Annotated in this window: 14 protein-coding genes and 2 pseudogenes; 13 read left to right on the plus strand and 3 right to left on the minus strand. The window is 37.8% G+C overall.

All coding sequences use genetic code 11. The features are described from left to right. Positions 1–4 precede the first annotated feature (4 nt). From JFU50_RS20955 to JFU50_RS20980, 6 genes and pseudogenes are all read left to right on the plus strand, one after another. The gene (locus tag JFU50_RS20955) at positions 5–649 is read left to right on the plus strand and encodes an HD domain-containing protein (protein WP_057216833.1); all 645 of its coding nucleotides are present in this window, start codon (positions 5–7) and stop codon (positions 647–649) included. Next, the gene (locus tag JFU50_RS20960; protein WP_201223942.1) at positions 646–2,523 is read left to right on the plus strand and encodes an ABC-F family ATP-binding cassette domain-containing protein; all 1,878 of its coding nucleotides are present in this window, start codon (positions 646–648) and stop codon (positions 2,521–2,523) included. The genes JFU50_RS20955 and JFU50_RS20960 overlap by 4 nt, the downstream gene beginning before the upstream one ends. A 129-nt stretch (positions 2,524–2,652) precedes the next feature. Further along, on the plus strand, positions 2,653–3,789 hold the full coding sequence (locus tag JFU50_RS20965; protein ID WP_053346633.1) for a conserved virulence factor C family protein: 1,137 nt from the start codon (positions 2,653–2,655) through the stop codon (positions 3,787–3,789). 538 nt (positions 3,790–4,327) lie between these two features. Beyond that, positions 4,328–6,014 (plus strand): annotated as a pseudogene (gene ilvD, locus JFU50_RS20970) (dihydroxy-acid dehydratase). 231 nt (positions 6,015–6,245) lie between these two features. Next, complete coding sequence (locus tag JFU50_RS20975; RefSeq protein WP_201185447.1) at positions 6,246–6,680, plus strand: BrxA/BrxB family bacilliredoxin; 435 nt, start codon at positions 6,246–6,248, stop codon at positions 6,678–6,680. A gap of 71 nt (positions 6,681–6,751) precedes the next feature. Beyond that, positions 6,752–7,531 carry a class I SAM-dependent methyltransferase gene (locus JFU50_RS20980; protein WP_201185445.1) on the plus strand — a complete coding sequence of 260 codons (780 nt, stop codon included), beginning with the start codon at positions 6,752–6,754 and terminating at the stop codon, positions 7,529–7,531. On the opposite strand, the gene ggt is transcribed toward JFU50_RS20980, so the two are convergent. After that, positions 7,532–9,220 (minus strand): gamma-glutamyltransferase, encoded by a 1,689-nt coding sequence (gene ggt / locus JFU50_RS20985; RefSeq protein WP_242489068.1) that lies wholly within the window; start codon positions 9,218–9,220, stop codon positions 7,532–7,534. Between the two features lie 438 nt (positions 9,221–9,658). On the opposite strand from ggt, the gene JFU50_RS20990 reads away from it, so the two are divergent. Together JFU50_RS20990 and JFU50_RS20995 are read left to right on the plus strand one after the other, a co-directional pair. Next, positions 9,659–10,276, plus strand: a complete 618-nt coding sequence (locus tag JFU50_RS20990; RefSeq protein WP_201223944.1) for a YpjP family protein — start codon at positions 9,659–9,661, stop codon at positions 10,274–10,276. A 200-nt stretch (positions 10,277–10,476) separates the two neighbouring features. Then, the gene (locus tag JFU50_RS20995) at positions 10,477–11,247 is read left to right on the plus strand and encodes a TerC family protein (RefSeq protein ID WP_201223945.1); all 771 of its coding nucleotides are present in this window, start codon (positions 10,477–10,479) and stop codon (positions 11,245–11,247) included. 149 nt (positions 11,248–11,396) lie between these two features. Here the strand turns inward: JFU50_RS20995 and JFU50_RS21000 are convergent. Together JFU50_RS21000 and JFU50_RS21005 are read right to left on the minus strand one after the other, a co-directional pair. Continuing rightward, a pseudogene (locus JFU50_RS21000) lies at positions 11,397–12,757 on the minus strand (IS1182 family transposase). A gap of 304 nt (positions 12,758–13,061) precedes the next feature. Beyond that, positions 13,062–13,304, minus strand: a complete 243-nt coding sequence (locus JFU50_RS21005) for a hypothetical protein (protein WP_053346628.1) — start codon at positions 13,302–13,304, stop codon at positions 13,062–13,064. Between the two features lie 225 nt (positions 13,305–13,529). On the opposite strand from JFU50_RS21005, the gene JFU50_RS21010 reads away from it, so the two are divergent. The 5 genes from JFU50_RS21010 to JFU50_RS21030 all read left to right on the plus strand — a co-directional run bounded on the left by JFU50_RS21010 (position 13,530) and on the right by JFU50_RS21030 (position 17,377). Further along, the gene (locus JFU50_RS21010) at positions 13,530–14,240 is read left to right on the plus strand and encodes an anthrax toxin lethal factor-related metalloendopeptidase (RefSeq protein ID WP_309557831.1); all 711 of its coding nucleotides are present in this window, start codon (positions 13,530–13,532) and stop codon (positions 14,238–14,240) included. Positions 14,241–14,297: 57 nt separating this feature from the next. Further along, positions 14,298–15,092: a thymidylate synthase gene (locus tag JFU50_RS21015; RefSeq protein WP_201223946.1), complete on the plus strand. Its 795-nt coding sequence runs from the start codon at positions 14,298–14,300 to the stop codon at positions 15,090–15,092. Next, complete coding sequence (locus JFU50_RS21020; protein ID WP_201185440.1) at positions 15,089–15,574, plus strand: dihydrofolate reductase; 486 nt, start codon at positions 15,089–15,091, stop codon at positions 15,572–15,574. The genes JFU50_RS21015 and JFU50_RS21020 overlap by 4 nt, the downstream gene beginning before the upstream one ends. 149 nt (positions 15,575–15,723) lie before the next feature. Next, a complete protein-coding gene (ilvA, locus tag JFU50_RS21025) occupies positions 15,724–16,992 on the plus strand; it encodes a threonine ammonia-lyase IlvA (RefSeq protein WP_201185439.1) in 1,269 nt (422 codons plus the stop codon). A gap of 193 nt (positions 16,993–17,185) precedes the next feature. After that, on the plus strand, positions 17,186–17,377 hold the full coding sequence (locus JFU50_RS21030) for a twin-arginine translocase TatA/TatE family subunit (RefSeq protein WP_053346624.1): 192 nt from the start codon (positions 17,186–17,188) through the stop codon (positions 17,375–17,377). Positions 17,378–17,454: the final 77 nt, after the last annotated feature.

Consider the following 17,454-nt stretch of genomic DNA (forward strand, 5'->3'; position numbering starts at 1 on the left):
TGAAATGAAACAAACTATAATTGAACTTACGGAAAAGTATGTATATAACCAATTGAATTCTGATGCCAGTGGTCATGATTGGTTCCATATCGATCGCGTTCGAAAGCTGGCTTTACATATTGCAAGAGAAGAAAAAAAAGGAAATGAATTTATCATTGAATTGGCGGCTCTCCTTCATGATATTCCGGATGATAAATTAAATCAGGATGTCGATGCAGGTTGGAGAAAGCTGGATGACTGGTTTAGGGAAATTAACTTGGATGTAGATACTGTTAAGGATATTAAACAGATTATCACCACAATTTCTTATAGTTCTGGACACGTACAACTTCCTTCTATTGAGGCGGAAATAGTTCAGGATGCGGACCGTTTGGATGCGATTGGTGCCATTGGGATTGCCAGGACATTTGCATATGGCGGAAAAAAGGGGCAACCAATGTATGATCCGTCACTTATTGTACGTGAGAAGATGACAAAACAGGAATATCGGATGGGTAAAAGCTCTTCCGTTCATCACTTCTATGAAAAATTATTACGGTTACAAGACATGCTTAACACCTGTACAGCTAAGAAGATTGCAAGTGAAAGGCATGAGTATATGGTTAGCTTTTTAGAGGAATTTTACAAGGAATGGGATGTACGATTATGAAAGTTTTTAGCATGGAACATGTAATGAAAACACAAGGGGAAAAGCTATTATTTAAAGATGTTTCTTTTTCCATTACCGAAGGCGAAAAGATTGGGATCGTTGGTATAAACGGAACTGGAAAATCCACACTTTTGAATATTATTGCAGGTTTAGAAGATAGTGATTTGGGAACGAAGGATCATCCAAATGATTATACGATTTCCTATTTATCTCAAGATCCTTATTTTGATGAAAAATTAACGATTATGGAGTATATGTATGAAAGTTCAACTCCAGTATTTTCGTTAATTAAGGAATATGAAAAAACACTCGTTCAGCTGCAATTAGATCCACAGAATAGCACAACTCAAGACCGGTTGTTAAAGCAACAACAGGAAATGGATGCCCTTAGTGCCTGGGATACAAGTGCGAACGCACGAACTATATTGACAAAGCTTGGTCTTCCAGATCATTCAAGGAAATTGGGTGAACTGTCAGGTGGCCAAAAAAAACGTGCCGCTCTGGCAAAGACTTTGATTGAAACTCCTGATCTGCTTATTTTGGATGAACCTACGAATCATCTTGATTTTGAAAGCATTACCTGGCTCGAAGAATATTTGGCTAAATATCAGAAGTCCGTTTTATTTGTGACCCATGATCGTTATTTTCTTGATCGGGTTTCCAATAAAATTTGGGAAATCGCACAGTCACAGCTTTTCGAATATAAAGGAAACTATGCTGACTATTTAGAATCAAGAGCTATTCGGGAAGAAAACGAATCGACCGAACGAACGAAAAAGGAAAGTCTATTTAAAAAAGAATTAGCGTGGATTCGTAAAGGTGCAAAGGCACGTACCACTAAACAAAAGGCACGGATTCAACGTTTTGAAACATTAGAAACGGGTGTGAAAGATAAGCAAAAAACTGAAAGTCTTGAAATGGAATTAAGTGGTGCCCGCCTTGGGAAAAAAGTTCTGGAGATGCAAGATATTTCTAAATCTTTTGGTGATCAGTCTATCATCAAACATTTTTCCTTCCTATTCAAGCCAGGTGACCGCATTGGAATCGTAGGTAATAATGGCAGCGGAAAGTCTACGTTATTGAACATTTTGGCTGGGCGAGAATCGATAGATGAAGGAAATCTTGAAATAGGACAAACAGTGAAAATTGGTTATTATACGCAAGAAAGCGTTGATATGGATGAGAATCTTCGCATGATAGAATATATCCGGGAAACAGCTGATTCAATCGCTCTTAAGGATGGCAGTTTTATTACTGCTGCACAGATGCTTGAGAGATTTTTATTCCCAATGGGTTCTCATGGTACCCCAATACGCAAGCTGTCCGGAGGAGAAAAAAGACGTTTGTATCTGCTTAACATCTTAATGGGAGCACCTAATGTCCTGCTTTTGGATGAACCGACGAATGACTTGGACACGCAAACTTTGACAGTTCTCGAGGATTATTTAGAAACGTTTTCAGGTGTAGTTATTACCGTATCACATGATCGTTATTTTCTTGATAAAACCTGTCATCAGCTCCTTGTCTTCAAAAATAAAGGTGAAATTGATTTTTATTATGGCAACTATTCAGAGTTCTTAGAGGAAAAAACAGAAGAGACCGTTCTTGAAAAAAAGCCAGAGCCTCAGATAAACCGCACAGAAAAGAAAAAGAAAAAACTAACCTATGCGGAAAGTAAGGAATGGGAAGAAATCGAAGGTAACATGGAACATGTCGAGCAGCGTCTGACAGACATCACAACAGAAATGTCAGCAGCGGGGAGCGACTTTGAAAAAGTTCGTCTGCTTCTTGAAGAGGAAAAAGAACTAACAGATAAATTAGAGTATATGATGGGAAGATGGACGTATTTAGCGGAAAAATTAGAAGAGGAATAAGTGAGAGACTGGTCCAGGGGAAGTATGCTTGGTCCAGTCTTTTTTTGTCTATCTCAATTGCATGAGAATCTGTGGCCATTGTGATAAAATCTAGTACATGAGTACGTCTTGTAAAAGGAGAGAAAAGTATTGAAAATAAAATCAATAGAACCTACACCAAGTCCAAATACAATGAAAATTAATCTAACAGAAGAGCTCTTAGCAGGTAAAAGTAATAATTATAAAAAAAATCAAGCCGATCAAGCACCTCAGCTTATTAAAGATTTATTTACGATTGAAGGGGTGAAAGGCGTATATCATGTTGCCGACTTTTTAGCAGTTGAGCGTAATGCGAAATATGATTGGAAAGATATCTTGGTCCAAATTCGTCAAGTGTTTGGTGAGAAAACTGAAGAACAAAATCAACAAACGGTAATAAATGAACATTATGGTGAAGTAACAGTTGCTATTCAACAATTCAAAGGAATTCCGATGCAAATTAAAGCAAGTGATAGCCAACATGAAAAACGCTTTGCTTTACCAGAATATTTTATTAAAGGTATTGCTGCTGCTCAAAAAGAAGACGATAATGTAGTCTTGCTCCGAAAATGGAAGGATTATGGTATCCGTTACGGGGATATGGATGATATCGTGAAAGAAGTAGCGGATGAGTTGGTTGCCGCTTTTCCGGAAGAACGAATTAACCAGCTAGTAGCTGCTGCTCAAGAAACCGTTGATAAAAAAGAGGCATTCGTGAAGCGTCCCAAAATAAAACTAACCGCAGAAATGTTGAATGATGAAAATTGGGAAAAACGTTATCAAGCGTTAGAACAAATGGAAGATCCAACGGTTGAAGAGATTCCAGTATTGGATATAGCCTTGTCTGATAGTAAAGTCTCTATTCGTCGACTTGCTGTTGTTTACTTAGGGATGATCGAGGATACAAAAGTACTTCCGAGCTTGTACAAAGCATTGAAAGATTCAAGTGTGGCAGTAAGACGAACAGCGGGTGACTGTTTATCTGATCTAGGTTTTGAAGAAGCAATGGGAGAAATGTCGCAATCCTTATCAGATAAAAATAAACTAGTAAGGTGGAGGGCTGCGATGTTCTTATATGAAGTGGGAAATGAAACAGTCCTACCCTATTTAAAACAAGCTGAACAGGACCCAGAGTTCGAAGTGGCTCTACAGGTTAAAATGGCTATTGACCGAATAGAAAACGGAGAAGAAGCAAAGGGTTCAGTTTGGAAGCAAATGACAGAATCAAGGCAAACAAATGACAAGTGACTTTGATTAAAAATCGTTTTATCAACAAATCATACAAATTGCATGTTTCTATTTTGTAGGCAAAAGGTATTCGGATGGACTTAATTCCGGATGCCTTTTTGTTATTTTTATGCTCTAAAAATGTCCCGCTTTAGGGCATATTTTGTAACCAGATTTTCAGTTAGTCAGATTCACAGAGAGCATCCTCTGCAGAAATGATTTTTTTATATGCCTTGGTGTATTGATACCATAACAACTTTTGACTTGGGTAATTTTAGTGAAAATTATGCTTGTCGATTGAACGAGTACAGTTTTTACTGACCAATCATGTGTTTTTGATTTATTAACAGTCAAAAACATGCGAAATAGTATGTTTTCTACATGAAACCATTTCTTATAGGAGAAAAATATCTTTTCTATTATTTTAGTAAAACTTTTTTATGGATATTTAAGAGTTGAATGGTTGCATTTGTATGTAAATATGTTAGAATTTTTAGAGTATACTAAAAATTAGATTATATTAAATTATTAGAGAAGTGAAAATTGGGGGTTACAACAAATGTCTACATCAAATATGAGAAGTGATATGATTACAAAAGGAATCGACCGTGCTCCACACAGAAGCCTTTTGCGTGCGAAGAGGTGTTAAAGAAGAAGATTTCGGAAAACCATTTATCGCGGTTTGTAATTCATACATTGATATCGTTCCAGGTCATGTTCACCTTCAGGAATTCGGTAAAATAGTGAAGGAAGCCATTCGTGAAGCTGGCGGTGTTCCTTTTGAATTTAATACAATTGGGGTAGACGATGGAATTGCCATGGGCCATATTGGTATGCGCTATTCTTTACCAAGCCGTGAGATTATTGCGGATTCTGTAGAAACGGTTGTATCTGCACATTGGTTTGACGGTATGGTTTGTATTCCAAACTGTGACAAGATTACACCGGGGATGATGATGGCAGCTCTTCGTGTTAATATTCCTACAATATTTGTAAGTGGCGGGCCTATGAAGGCAGGGAAAGACAAAAACGGTAAATCTCTTTCTTTAACGTCTGTTTTTGAAGGTGTAGGAGCATACCAAGCGGGTAATATAAATGAAGAAGATTTGCAAGAACTTGAGCAAGTTGCATGTCCTACGTGCGGTTCTTGTTCAGGGATGTTTACAGCAAATTCCATGAACTGTTTGGCCGAAGGTTTAGGTCTTGCACTTCCAGGTAATGGTACAATTTTGGCTGTAGCCGAAGAACGTAAGGATTTTGTTAAAAAATCTGCCAAACAATTGATGGAAATAATCAAACAAGATATTAAACCTCGTGATATCGTAACGATTGATGCAATTGATAACGCATTTGCTTTGGATATGGCGATGGGTGGTTCGACTAACACAGTGCTTCATACACTTGCATTGGCACATGAAGCAGGTTTTGAATATCCTATGGAACGCATCAATGAAATAGCAAACCGCGTACCACATCTTGCGAAGATTGCCCCAGCATCTGATTATCATATTGAAGATGTACACAATGCTGGTGGTGTGAGCGCAATTATACATGAGTTACTTAAAAAACCAGGTGCCTTTAACGGTGATTGTCTTTCTGTTTCAGGTAAAACGCTACGCGAAAATGTTGAGGGTTGTGAAATATTGGACAAGGATGTTATTCATCCGTTGGATAACCCGCATTCTGAACGTGGTGGTCTTGCTGTATTGTTTGGTAACCTTGCTCCTCAAGGCTCAATTATTAAAGTGGGTGCTGTTGACGAATCTGTTGGTGGATACCACAGAGGGCCAGCGATCTGCTTCGATTCACAAGAAGATGCATTATCTGGAATTATTACTGGCAAAGTAAAAGAAGGTAATGTTGTTGTCATCCGGTACGAAGGTCCAAAAGGCGGGCCGGGCATGCCGGAAATGCTGGCGCCTACTTCCCAAATCGTTGGCCGAGGTCTTGGTGCTAAAGTGGGATTAATTACTGATGGACGTTTTTCAGGTGCATCTCGAGGCATCAGTATCGGTCATATCTCCCCAGAAGCAGCTGAAGGTGGTCCAATCGCATTTGTAGAAGATGGAGATATCATCGAGTTAGATTTGAATAATCGTAAAATCGAATTAGAAATTTCCGATGAAGAATTTGAAAAACGCAAAGCTAACTGGAAAGGTTTCGAGTCAAAAGTTAAAACAGGCTATTTAGCCCGTTACTCTAAACTTGTAACTAATGCTAGTTCAGGCGGCGTAATGAAAGTTTAATTTAGATCATGTGAAATAAAAACACGGTAGAAGAATTAAATCAATTCTTTTACCGTGTTTCTTTGAGAAGACTATTTTTATAGTGTTTAATATTTGATATTTGACCAGTTTGTGTGCTAACACGGTTTCATAAATACTTTAACAAAAGTTGTAAGCGTCATTTTTGCATATGGACTTAAGAATATAGTATGATTATACTAATTGAAGAATTGTAACCAAGGAGGTTTTTTTATGTCTATGGCATATGATGAATATATGAAACAAATGGTGAAGCCTATGCGTGCTGAATTAGTTCAAGCAGGTTTTGAGGAGTTAGAAACCGCTGAAGCTGTTGAAAACTTTATGGAAGCTGTCGAGGGTACAACATTGGTTGTAGTGAATTCAGTTTGTGGCTGTGCTGCCGGGTTAGCTCGTCCAGCTGCTACTCAAGCTGTTCTCCAAGCAGAGGATAAACCAAAGCATCTTGTAACCGTATTTGCTGGTCAAGATAAAGAAGCAACAGCCAAAATGCGTGAGTATTTTGACGGAATTGAACCTTCTTCGCCATCCATGGCACTTTTAAAAGGCAAAGAAGTCTTACATTTCATTCCACGTCATGAAATTGAAGGCCAGCCGATGGAAGCTATTATGGATAACTTGTTAGCAGCATTTAGTCAAGTGAAATAAGTGATAAAGTAGAATGTCCTGGAAACAGGGCATTCTTTTTCAAATTTTTAACAGTTTAAAGGGGTAGGACGATGTTTATCACAACAGCAGGAAGAGCCGATAATGAGACAATAATGATGGCCAAAAAGTTAGCAGGAAAATTACATATTCCTTTTATTGCCCGAAGAAAACGCTCGGTTAGGGCGATTCAATCAGAAAATGGTGAAGATGATTGCCTTGTTTTTGGAAAAATGAGAATGGAGCTATATCGGTTTGAAGAAAAAGAGCCATTCTTTTTTCATCCAAACCTTGCTATGATCCGAATAAAAAGAATAAAACAAGGAGAAAGTGATCCTTTTCTCGTTGCTGGAGATATAAAGGAAGGAAGTACTGTGCTTGATTGTACAATGGGCTTGGGCTCAGATGCGATTGTCTCAAGTTTTGCTGCTGGAGAAAATGGACAGATTAGTGCTTTGGAAGAAAATCAATACTTGGCCTTGCTCGTTGACCATGGTTTGAAAACATGGGAGAATGCAGATGAAAAGATGATTCAAGCGATGAGAAGAATTAAGGTCATTCATACTGATCATTACGAGTTATTGAAAACATTACCGGATAATCATTTCGATGTGGTATATTTCGATCCAATGTTTGAGGAAACGATTCAAGAATCAAATGGGATTAGGGGATTGGCTCATTTTGCGGAAGGTCACGACTTAACAATGGAAATAATGAAAGAAGCCAAGCGGGTTGCGCGAAAGAGAGTCGTGTTGAAGGACCATTTTCGCAGCTCCCGCTTTGAGGAATTTGGATTTGAAGTATTAAAGAGAAAAACATCCAAATTTCATTATGGCTACATTTCTGTACTGTGATTAAGCTTTGTAATCTAACTCATTTAGACCTACCGCACAGCCCTCACGGCTTGAATCTGCAGCACCATAGCTTGACCCGTCAGCCGGGTTGATTTGTATTGCCTGAACATTCCCTATAGAATGGGGCACTTCATTAAATGCAAAGCCCATTGCTTCTAAGTGGCCTTTGCTAATCATATCAATACCTGATTCCCATTCAATATGAGGGCCCATAGGAGTGAAAATTCTAGGTTCTTCAATGGCTGCTTTTAAGTCCATTTTTAAATCAAGTACATTTATGATCGTTTGTACGACTGAACTGATGATGGTCGGTCCTCCTGGAGAACCTAGCGTCAATATAGGCTCACCGTCTTTAAAGATGATGGTTGGGCTTTTACAGCTGACAGGACGTTTATTTGGCTGTACTTCATTCATACCGCCTGGAATGGAATCGAAATCCGTCAGTTCGTTATTCAGCATGAAGCCATAGTCGGAAACCATGATACCGGAACCGAATGGATGTTCGACAGTTGATGTACATGCGGCAATATTTCCCCATCTGTCACGGACAGTAAAATGAGTCGTTTCACTACGTTCTTCGTCATTTGGTTGTGGGATGACATCCCTTTGTTTCACAGAATCATATATCCAAGGATTTCCAAAGTCAATTGCATTATTTCTTGCCTTAAAATTAATGAATGAGCGTCGTTTAGCTATATATTCATCATGCAAAAGACCCTTTAATGGTAATTCGGCAAATTCGGGATCAGCTAGAAAAGCCTTTTTGTCAGTAAATGCTAGACGCATTGCTTCGGCAATTAAGTAATATTTTTCCCATGAATGCACATCATATTGTTCTAAGTGGAAGCTCTCCAATATTTTTAGAATTTGAATGACAGTGAATCCTCCTGCACTTGGGGCCATCGATGAAGCAATTTGGTAATCCTTATAAGTACCAAACATTGGTTCATCAATGGTTGCTTTATAGTCCTGTAAATCAGAAAGTTCCATAAAACCTCCAAGTTCCTGAATACAGGAAATGATTCCTTCTCCGATTTCACCTTCATAAAAAGCGGAAATTCCATCACGCTGTAATATTCGATAGGTATTAGCCAATTTTTCTTTTATTAGGAGGTCACCAGCTTTGTATGGTTTACCGTTTGGAATGAAGAATTTACGGGCTTCTTCACCTAACCGATACTCAAAATTTTCAAGGGCATCACAAAATACCCAATTGACAGGAACTCCTTTTTCAGCGAATTCAATAGAGGGCTCAATAAGTTCTGCTAATGTCTTACTACCGTATTCGGAGAGAGCTTCATCCATAGCCTTAAGAATTCCTGGAATACCAACTGCTGTAGCTTTAATCGAACGTTTTTTAAATGGGATGACTTCCCCTTTTTCATCAAGAAACATGTTTGGATGCGCGGCTTTAGGTGCTCTTACATGGCCATCGAATATTTTAGTTTCATTATTCTTTTCGTTATATACCATAAGAAAACCACTGCCACCGATACCAGTCATCATAGGTTCTACAATATTCAGAGCAAATTGGATGGCAACCGCCGCATCAACCGCATTTCCACCTTCACGTAATATTTTTTCCCCAATGGAAGTAGCTACGGGATGAGCGGTAACGACCATTCCGGCCTTCCCTGTGGCTGTTTCCCTCTTGTAATCATCTTTAGTGTTTCCATTGTTGTTTTCCAAAGTAATTCCTCCAGTATTCAGTCCTTTTATCTGCCAAGTCGTAACGCCTTTTTTAAAAGAAAACCTTGTCATTACTGATGAATGACAAGGAGATTTTTCGTAGGTATTTATTTATTCTTAATCAGCAAATGATAAATATACGAAAAATGCTAACGTTACAAGACATAAAGCCACCATGGCAGTCGTAGTCAAAGCCATATAAGACCCCTCCTTAAAAAGACTTGAATCTTATTAAGTTCTCCAAATATCGTCAAAATCCTTCATTTACAAATTGAATAGTGGATATTTAGTAAAAAAGATTGGGTTCATGAACTTTATATAGGTATTTATCCATTTTAAAGATTTTTGAAACCTGGGTAACTATTTATTCGTAATTACTAAAAAATAAAAGTATACTAAATATAAAGAAAATAATAAGAAGAAGGGGGAGTGTGAAATTTGAAAGCGACGGTTTGGTTCAGGAAAAGTCTCGTCATTTTAGTATCCGTTTTGACATTTGGGCTTGTCACCCCTTCAGATCTATCGTGGCTGGCTGAAGCCGATTCGTTAAAGGATACTAAAAAAGGGTTAGTAGAAGAAGAACATTTATCCTATCTTTCTTCTCAAAAACCTACTGATATAGAAGAGGAATTTAATCGGGAAGAGTTCTTATCAGGCATTCTGAATAAAGCTGAGGAAAACGCATTTATGAAATTTGGCGAGAAAATCAATCCTAAAATTGGTGATGAATTCAAAATAGCCATATTACCAAAAATGGAAGATGCTATTACAGAAATAACGGCCCAATTTCCTGATGAAAAATTACAGCAATTAACGATTACAGAGCAGCCAAGTGCGGGTAGAGCGGAGAAAATTTTTCATATATTTGATTCGATAAGCGGCAAGGATATCATGCGGTTCCATGTCAGGCAGGAGAATCCGCCATTAGAGGGATATTGGTTTGATTTTCATTATCATACCTATCATGATTCATATGCGACCCATTATGATTTAGGAAAAATATATTGGGATAAAAATACACCCCCAGAGTGGACAAGTAAACAAAGACTCTCTTAGTAGCTTGGTTCCATTGATTTTAAGCACATGTAAGAGTATGATAATTGTTATATAAGTATTAAATGATACGTTGTTATGCAACGTATTTATTTTGTGTTAAACAAAGTACAAGATTAGATATTTTAAAGCTAGTTAAGTAAGATGATCTTTTTCAATTGGGTTTCTACTTTTATAGTTACAGTAGCAGAGGAGTCTTCATCATGTCAGAGTTGTTAAATAACGTCATTAATACATATGCTCAATTTTTTGACTGGAATATGTGGGGTGAGGTTTTAACCGACCCGGTTAGCTGGGGATTGATTGGTACGCTCGTATTAATGGAAGGTCTACTGTCAGCGGATAACGCTTTGGTTTTGGCGGTAATGGTCAGGCACCTGCCGGAAAGACAACGGAAAAAAGCTCTTTTTTATGGTTTGTTAGGTGCTTATGCTTTCCGGTTTGTAGCAATTGGAATAGGTGTTTTCCTCATTAAACTTTGGTGGGTGAAGGTCATTGGAGCCGCCTACCTTGGTTGGCTCTCGTTCAAATACTTTAGAGATAAAAGAAAAAAACAAGCTGTAAACGATGAAGATATTCAGGGAATGAGTAAAAACAGCTTACTGATCCGCATGTTTGGTACCTTATGGGGAACGGTTGCTGCTGTAGAATTGATGGATATTGCATTTTCCGTCGATAGCGTATTGGCCGCCTTTGGGGTAAGTGAAAAAGTCTGGGTCCTCTTAACCGGTGGGATGATTGGTGTCTTGATGATGAGGGGCGTGGCTGGGTTATTTTTAAAGCTGATTGATAAGATTCCAGAATTAGAAACTGCAGCATATGTTTTAATAGGGTTCATTGCTATAAAAATGCTTATTGCTGTTGCAGGGATTGAAATTCCTCATGCTATCTTCTTTGCCTTTATTTTCATTATTTTCGGCACTACGATCGTATTTCATTTTAAGAAAGAAAAAAGGGTTAAAGAACACGGTTAAACACTCAATAATAAAAGCTGACATCAAAATGATGTCAGCTCAGTTTGTAGACAAAAGGGGTCCAGAATGTTTTAATTCTGGACCCCTTTTGAAATTCCCTTTGAATTTTGATCAAGATTAAGAGATTGGGCCTCTACGAGCCCACTTTATTAAGCCATTCTTGGACCTTGCCATGTCCAATTGGCAATCTTCTTTAAATTCATGGCAGCGAATGTAAGCATCGCCTGCATCGACAATTTTTTAAGTCCCCTTAAAGTAGTCCAACGCATACCATGCTTTTCTTTTGCATCTGCGAATACACGCTCTATTGTTTCTTTGCGTTTCGCATATATAGGTTTTACATCCTTGTGGTGACGCAGATGATCTGCTTCTTCCATATAATTTTGCCAGATATGGCGTGTCACCACTTTTTGATGGTCTTTGCTTACTGTACACTGTGATAAAAATGAGCATGTCAAGTGTGTTTGGGTGATTTGTACTCGCGATAGCCCTCTTTATTTGTTGTTGAGTACTTTAAAATCTCGCCCGATGGGCAGAGATAACAATTAAAATGTTCATCGTAAACATAGTCATGCTTGCGAAAGAACCCTTCTTTTGTCCGTTGACGTGTATAGGGTAAAGCTGGTGTGATTTCTTTCCCAAAAAGGTAGCTTGTAATGGCTGGTGTTTTGTAAGCTGCATCTGCGGCAACAGCTTCAGGTTTTCCAACTTTCTCAATCACTTGTTCAACAAGAGGCTCTAAGGTATGACTATCATGCGTATTTCCTGGTGTTACAATCGTCCCCAGCACAAAACCGTTGCGGTCTGCAGCCGCATGAAATGAATAGGCAAACTGTTTTGTTCGTTCATCTTTTACATAGTAGCCACTCTCAGGGTCAGTTGAACTTTCTTTAATTTCTTTGGTTTCTTCTTTATCAAATTTATCCGGTGGAAAAGGCTTCTTTCCATTGTTTTCACGATCTTGATTTATTTCTTCTTGAAGGCGTCCTTGATATGCTCGTGTTTCCTTACGAACGATTTTCTTTTCGAATTTCCGCTTACGCTTATTCGCACTGGCTTTCACATGTGTTGAATCAACGAATACGTGCTCTGCACTAATTAACTTTCTTTCTGAGGCTGTCATTAAGATACGATAAAAAATCTGTTCAAACAGGTCTGTATCTTTAAAGCGAAGCTCATAATTTTTCCCGAACGTTGAGAAGTGAGGTACTTTATCATGGAAACCGTAACCTAAAAACCAACGGTAAGCCATATTCGTTTCAACTTCTTCAATCGTTTTACGCATCGAACGAATACCGAAGGTATATTGAATGAATGTCAATTTAACTAAAATAACTGGATCAATACTTGGGCGGCCTATCTCTGAATACATCTCTTTCACCAAGTCATAAATGAAAGTGAAGTCAATGGCCCCCTCAATTTTACGAACCAAATGGTTCGCTGGCACCAGTTGATCCAAAGTAATCATTTCAAGTTGATCTCGCTGAATAGAATTATGTTTCGAAAGCATAGTCATCACCACAAGTTTTAATACTCCTATATTAAAACAAAAAAGACTGTAGGAAAAAGTGTTTATTTCTAATTGTTAAAACAAAGTTGATTGGAACGGAAGGTGCGAGACTCCTGCGGGAAAAGCGTGTCCAAGGGAGACCCCACAGGCGCAAAGGCGCCGAGGAGGCTCACTGACCGCCCGCGGAAAGCGAGTGCCCTACGTTCCAATCAACGTTCGAATTTTTACAACCCCTCAAAAAAACTGTAGACAAACTCGATTTTCATCGAGTTTGTCTACAGTCTGAGCTGACATCAAAATGATGTCAGCTTTTTCTTTGGAAAATATCAAATAGTTGAAGAATGACAGTAAATGTTGTGAAAAAAAGAAAAGGTAAAAAAAAGTTAAGCCAGAGTGAAGTGAGTAAAGGATGTAGCAATATACCGAAGAAAATAGAGAACAGCAAAAGGTCGAGAATGATAAACACTTTTAAACTGTAGATATCAAGAACTTCTTCGGCAAGTTCACGGTGCTCATGCAGGATGACCTTTTTATTAATCGATTTCATGTAATCACCTTAAACCTTTTACGATTAGATACTGTTGATATATGAAAAATCCGGAGAATTGGTGCTCCGTGGGAGAAATCTTCAGCCAAATTTACCAGAAAAACATAAAGTTAATATATTGTCTTAATATGCTATACTAATATAATAGTATAGGGATTTTTTTATAGTTTAATATACATATATTTTCGCAATATACATTGGATTTAAGGAAAGGAAGGGTTGAAGGTGAAATATAAAAATTGGATAGCAATACTTGTATTATTTGCTTGTTTCCTTTCAATGCTTTCCCTATCCTTAGCTAAAGCGGAAGGAGTGAAATGGCGGAATTTGACGAAAGATAATCCTTTAAGGCAGGCGGAAATATTGCAGGATAATAAAGAACTGCAAAGTTTATTTTTATTTCCTGAAGAGGATTTCGATGAACAGGAAGCCTTAAGGATTGTAGAAACTATTGATGCACTTCCTCATTCCCTACTGTTGAAAACTGTAGACCATGGAGTGAGAATGAAGCTATTCAACGGAAATTTGACAGAAAATCAATCAGCGGCCTATTTAAAAGGGAAAGCTCCACGTGGTTATTTGAATAAAGATACAACATGGGATTCCGTTCCAGGCATGGGTGGTTCATATACCGTATTAGTTAAAATCGGTGCAAGCGATAAGGGAAAAGGACATGGTTCTGTAAATTTGGAGCTACATGAGCTTGCGCATTCCATTGATAATATTGTTTATGATGGCATCCGTGAGGACATAGATTATTTGAGAATTTGGGGAAAGGAAGTAGATGTACTGTTTCCAGGACAGTCTTATTTTTTAAATTATCCTGAAGAATACTTTGCAGAAACATTTGCCATGTTTTATGTAAACTTTGAACAAAATCAACTACTTAGACAAAAAGCACCTGAGACTTATAATTTTATTAAACAATTAGATTAAACATTGAGCTGAAATACGTTAAAATAAGAAGGATGAATGTAGAAAAGGTGGTTTACCATGAAGCAATATTTAGATTTATGTAAGCATGTACTTGAAAATGGCACTCAAAAAGGTGATCGTACGGGAACAGGAACGATAAGTACCTTTGGATATCAAATGAGATTCAATTTAAAGGATGGGTTCCCTGTCCTTACAACGAAAAAAGTTAGTTTAAAAGCGATTATTCATGAATTATTATGGTTTTTAAAGGGTGACACAAATGTCAGCTACCTTCAGGAAAATAGCGTGCGCATTTGGAATGAATGGGCTGATGAAAAGGGAGAATTAGGCCCGATTTATGGTCATCAATGGCGTTCTTGGGGAGCAGCGGATGGAAGACAAATCGACCAAATCAGTGAAGTGATTGAACAAATTAAAACCAATCCAAATTCAAGAAGATTGATAGTAAGTGCTTGGAATGTGGGAGAACTGGACGAAATGGCATTGCCGCCTTGCCATGCTTTCTTTCAATTCTATGTGGCTGATGGCAAGCTTTCGTGTCAGCTTTATCAGCGTTCTGCCGATGTATTTTTAGGTGTTCCGTTTAATATAGCTTCATATGCGCTATTAACGATGATGATTGCCCAAGTATGTGATTTAGAAGTTGGTGAATTTGTACATACATTTGGGGACGTACATATCTATTCGAATCACCTTGACCAAGTGGAACTGCAGTTGACAAGAGATCCCAAACCACTGCCAATCATGAAAATAAATCCGGAAGTGAAAAATATCTTTGATTTTAATTTCGAGGACTTTGTTCTGGAAAACTACGAAGCCCATCCCCATATAAAAGGTGAGGTTAGCATATGATATCGTTGATAGTGGCCATGGGTCAAAATCGAGTGATAGGGAAAAACAATCAACTACCGTGGTATTTACCAGCAGATCTCCAGTATTTTAAAAAAGTGACGTTAGGTCATCCAATTGTGATGGGCCGTAAAACATTTGAATCAATCGGGAGGGTGCTGCCTGGTAGGGAAAATGTCATCGTTACCCGAAATCTTGAATTTACAGCAGAGGGCTGCACTGTATTACATGATATTTCAGAAATTAAGACGTTTGCGGATAAAAGTGACAAGGAAGTCTTCGTGATTGGTGGAGCGGAAATCTTCAAAGAAATTCTTCCTTTTACAGACCGCTTATATATTACGGAAATTCATGAGAACTTTGAAGGTGACACTTATTTTCCGGAAATTAATGATGAAGAATGGGAAAAGATCTCATCTCTCCCGGGTATCATGGATGAAAAAAATCTCTATCCGCATGAATATATTATCCTGCAAAAAAAATAAGAGTGAAATCCGATTATGGAACATTAGCCATAATCGGATTTTTTGGTTTAAAACAAACAAAAGATAGAATTTTTAGAAAAATCAATTACATTAATAACAGTAAAGTGCTATAATAATTGAATTGATTAGGAAGGAAATGAGGGATTGTTATGAACCAGACTGTATCTATGAATAGGGGGATTCAATTGGAAGATATTCTAATTGCCTATAGAGAACTGAAAGAGATTGTTTTACATACTCCTTTACAAAAAAATCAGAGGCTCTCTGAAAAATATGAATGTAATGTTTATTTAAAACGAGAGGACCTTCAACATGTACGTTCCTTTAAATTAAGAGGAGCTTACTATAAAATGAAAAGCTTGACCCAGGAAGAGACGAAGAACGGAGTCGTATGCGCCAGTGCAGGAAATCATGCACAAGGAGTGGCCTTTTCCTGTAGTCAATTAGGAATTCATGGGAAAATTTACATGCCTGCTACAACACCAAGGCAAAAAGTCGATCAAGTTCAGTTATTTGGCAGGGAAAATGTTGAAATAGTCTTAATTGGTGATACATTTGATGATGCATTTGCCATGGCGATGGAATGCTGTGAAAAAGAAGACCGTTCCTTTATCCATCCTTTCAATGATGAAAAGGTAATCGCCGGGCAAGGTACAACAGCTGTTGAAATCCTAAATGATTGTGAAGATGAAATTGACTATATATTCGCAGCAATCGGTGGTGGGGGACTAATGGCCGGTGTTTCAAGTTATTTCAAATCGGTCTCGCCGAAAACGAAATGTATTGGAGTAGAGCCACTTGGTGCTGCTTCAATGGAATATTCGTTCAAAGAAGGAAAAGCGACTGAACTTGAAAACATAGATACCTTTGTTGATGGTGCGGCTGTTAAGCATGTAGGAGAGATGACATATCAGATTTGTAAGGAAAACTTGGAAGATATCGTTGTCGTTCCTGAAGGGAAAATCTGTACCACGATACTGGATTTATATAATCAGCATGCGATTGTGGCTGAACCGGCTGGGGCGTTATCAGTAGCTGCACTGGATTTATATAAAGAACAAATCAAAGGAAAAACAGTTGTTTGTCTTGTCAGTGGGGGTAACAACGATATTGGCCGTATGCAGGAAATTAAGGAAAAGTCTTTATTATTTGAAGGTCTGCTTTATTACTTTATCGTAAATTTCCCACAACGGGCAGGAGCACTAAGGGAATTCCTTGATGAGGTGTTAGGACCGAATGATGATATTAGCCGTTTTGAATATACGAAGAAAAACAATAAAGAAAGCGGGCCGGCCCTTGTTGGTGTGGAGTTAAAAGACAAAAATGATTATAATGGACTGATTCAAAGAATGAATAAAAAAGGATTCTCCTTTGTTGAAGTCAATAAAGACAGTAATTTATTTCACTTATTAATTTAATTATAGACAAAATGGTAAAGTAGGATAGAATAATAAATATGTTTTTACATTTTATTCTACCTGCACATTTGTTATAAATAATCTGTCGATAATTGTTACCATTTTATGAAGAAATGCCAGTTTACTTTCAATTGGTTGGAAATGGTATTATAATCAGAGTAGGTCGAATTACAACACCAAAGGGGATGTATCAATGTCGAACATTGGAGTACCTGGTCTAATTCTCATCTTAATATTAGCATTAATTATTTTCGGTCCGAAGAAACTTCCCGAGATAGGTCGTGCTTTTGGACAAACACTGCGTGAATTTAAAAAATCTACGAGTGAATTAACAAAAGGTGATTATGAAGAAGAAAAGAAAACACAACAAAAAAATCATGAATAATTAAATGCTGGGCGTAAGATGGTACCGTCTTGCGCCTTTATGCTGAAACAAAGATACGGATTTTCAGATGAAGGCGT

Origin of the sequence: Peribacillus sp. TH14 (assembly GCF_016651145.1) — a bacterium.
Lineage (GTDB): Bacteria > Bacillota > Bacilli > Bacillales > DSM-1321 > Peribacillus > Peribacillus butanolivorans.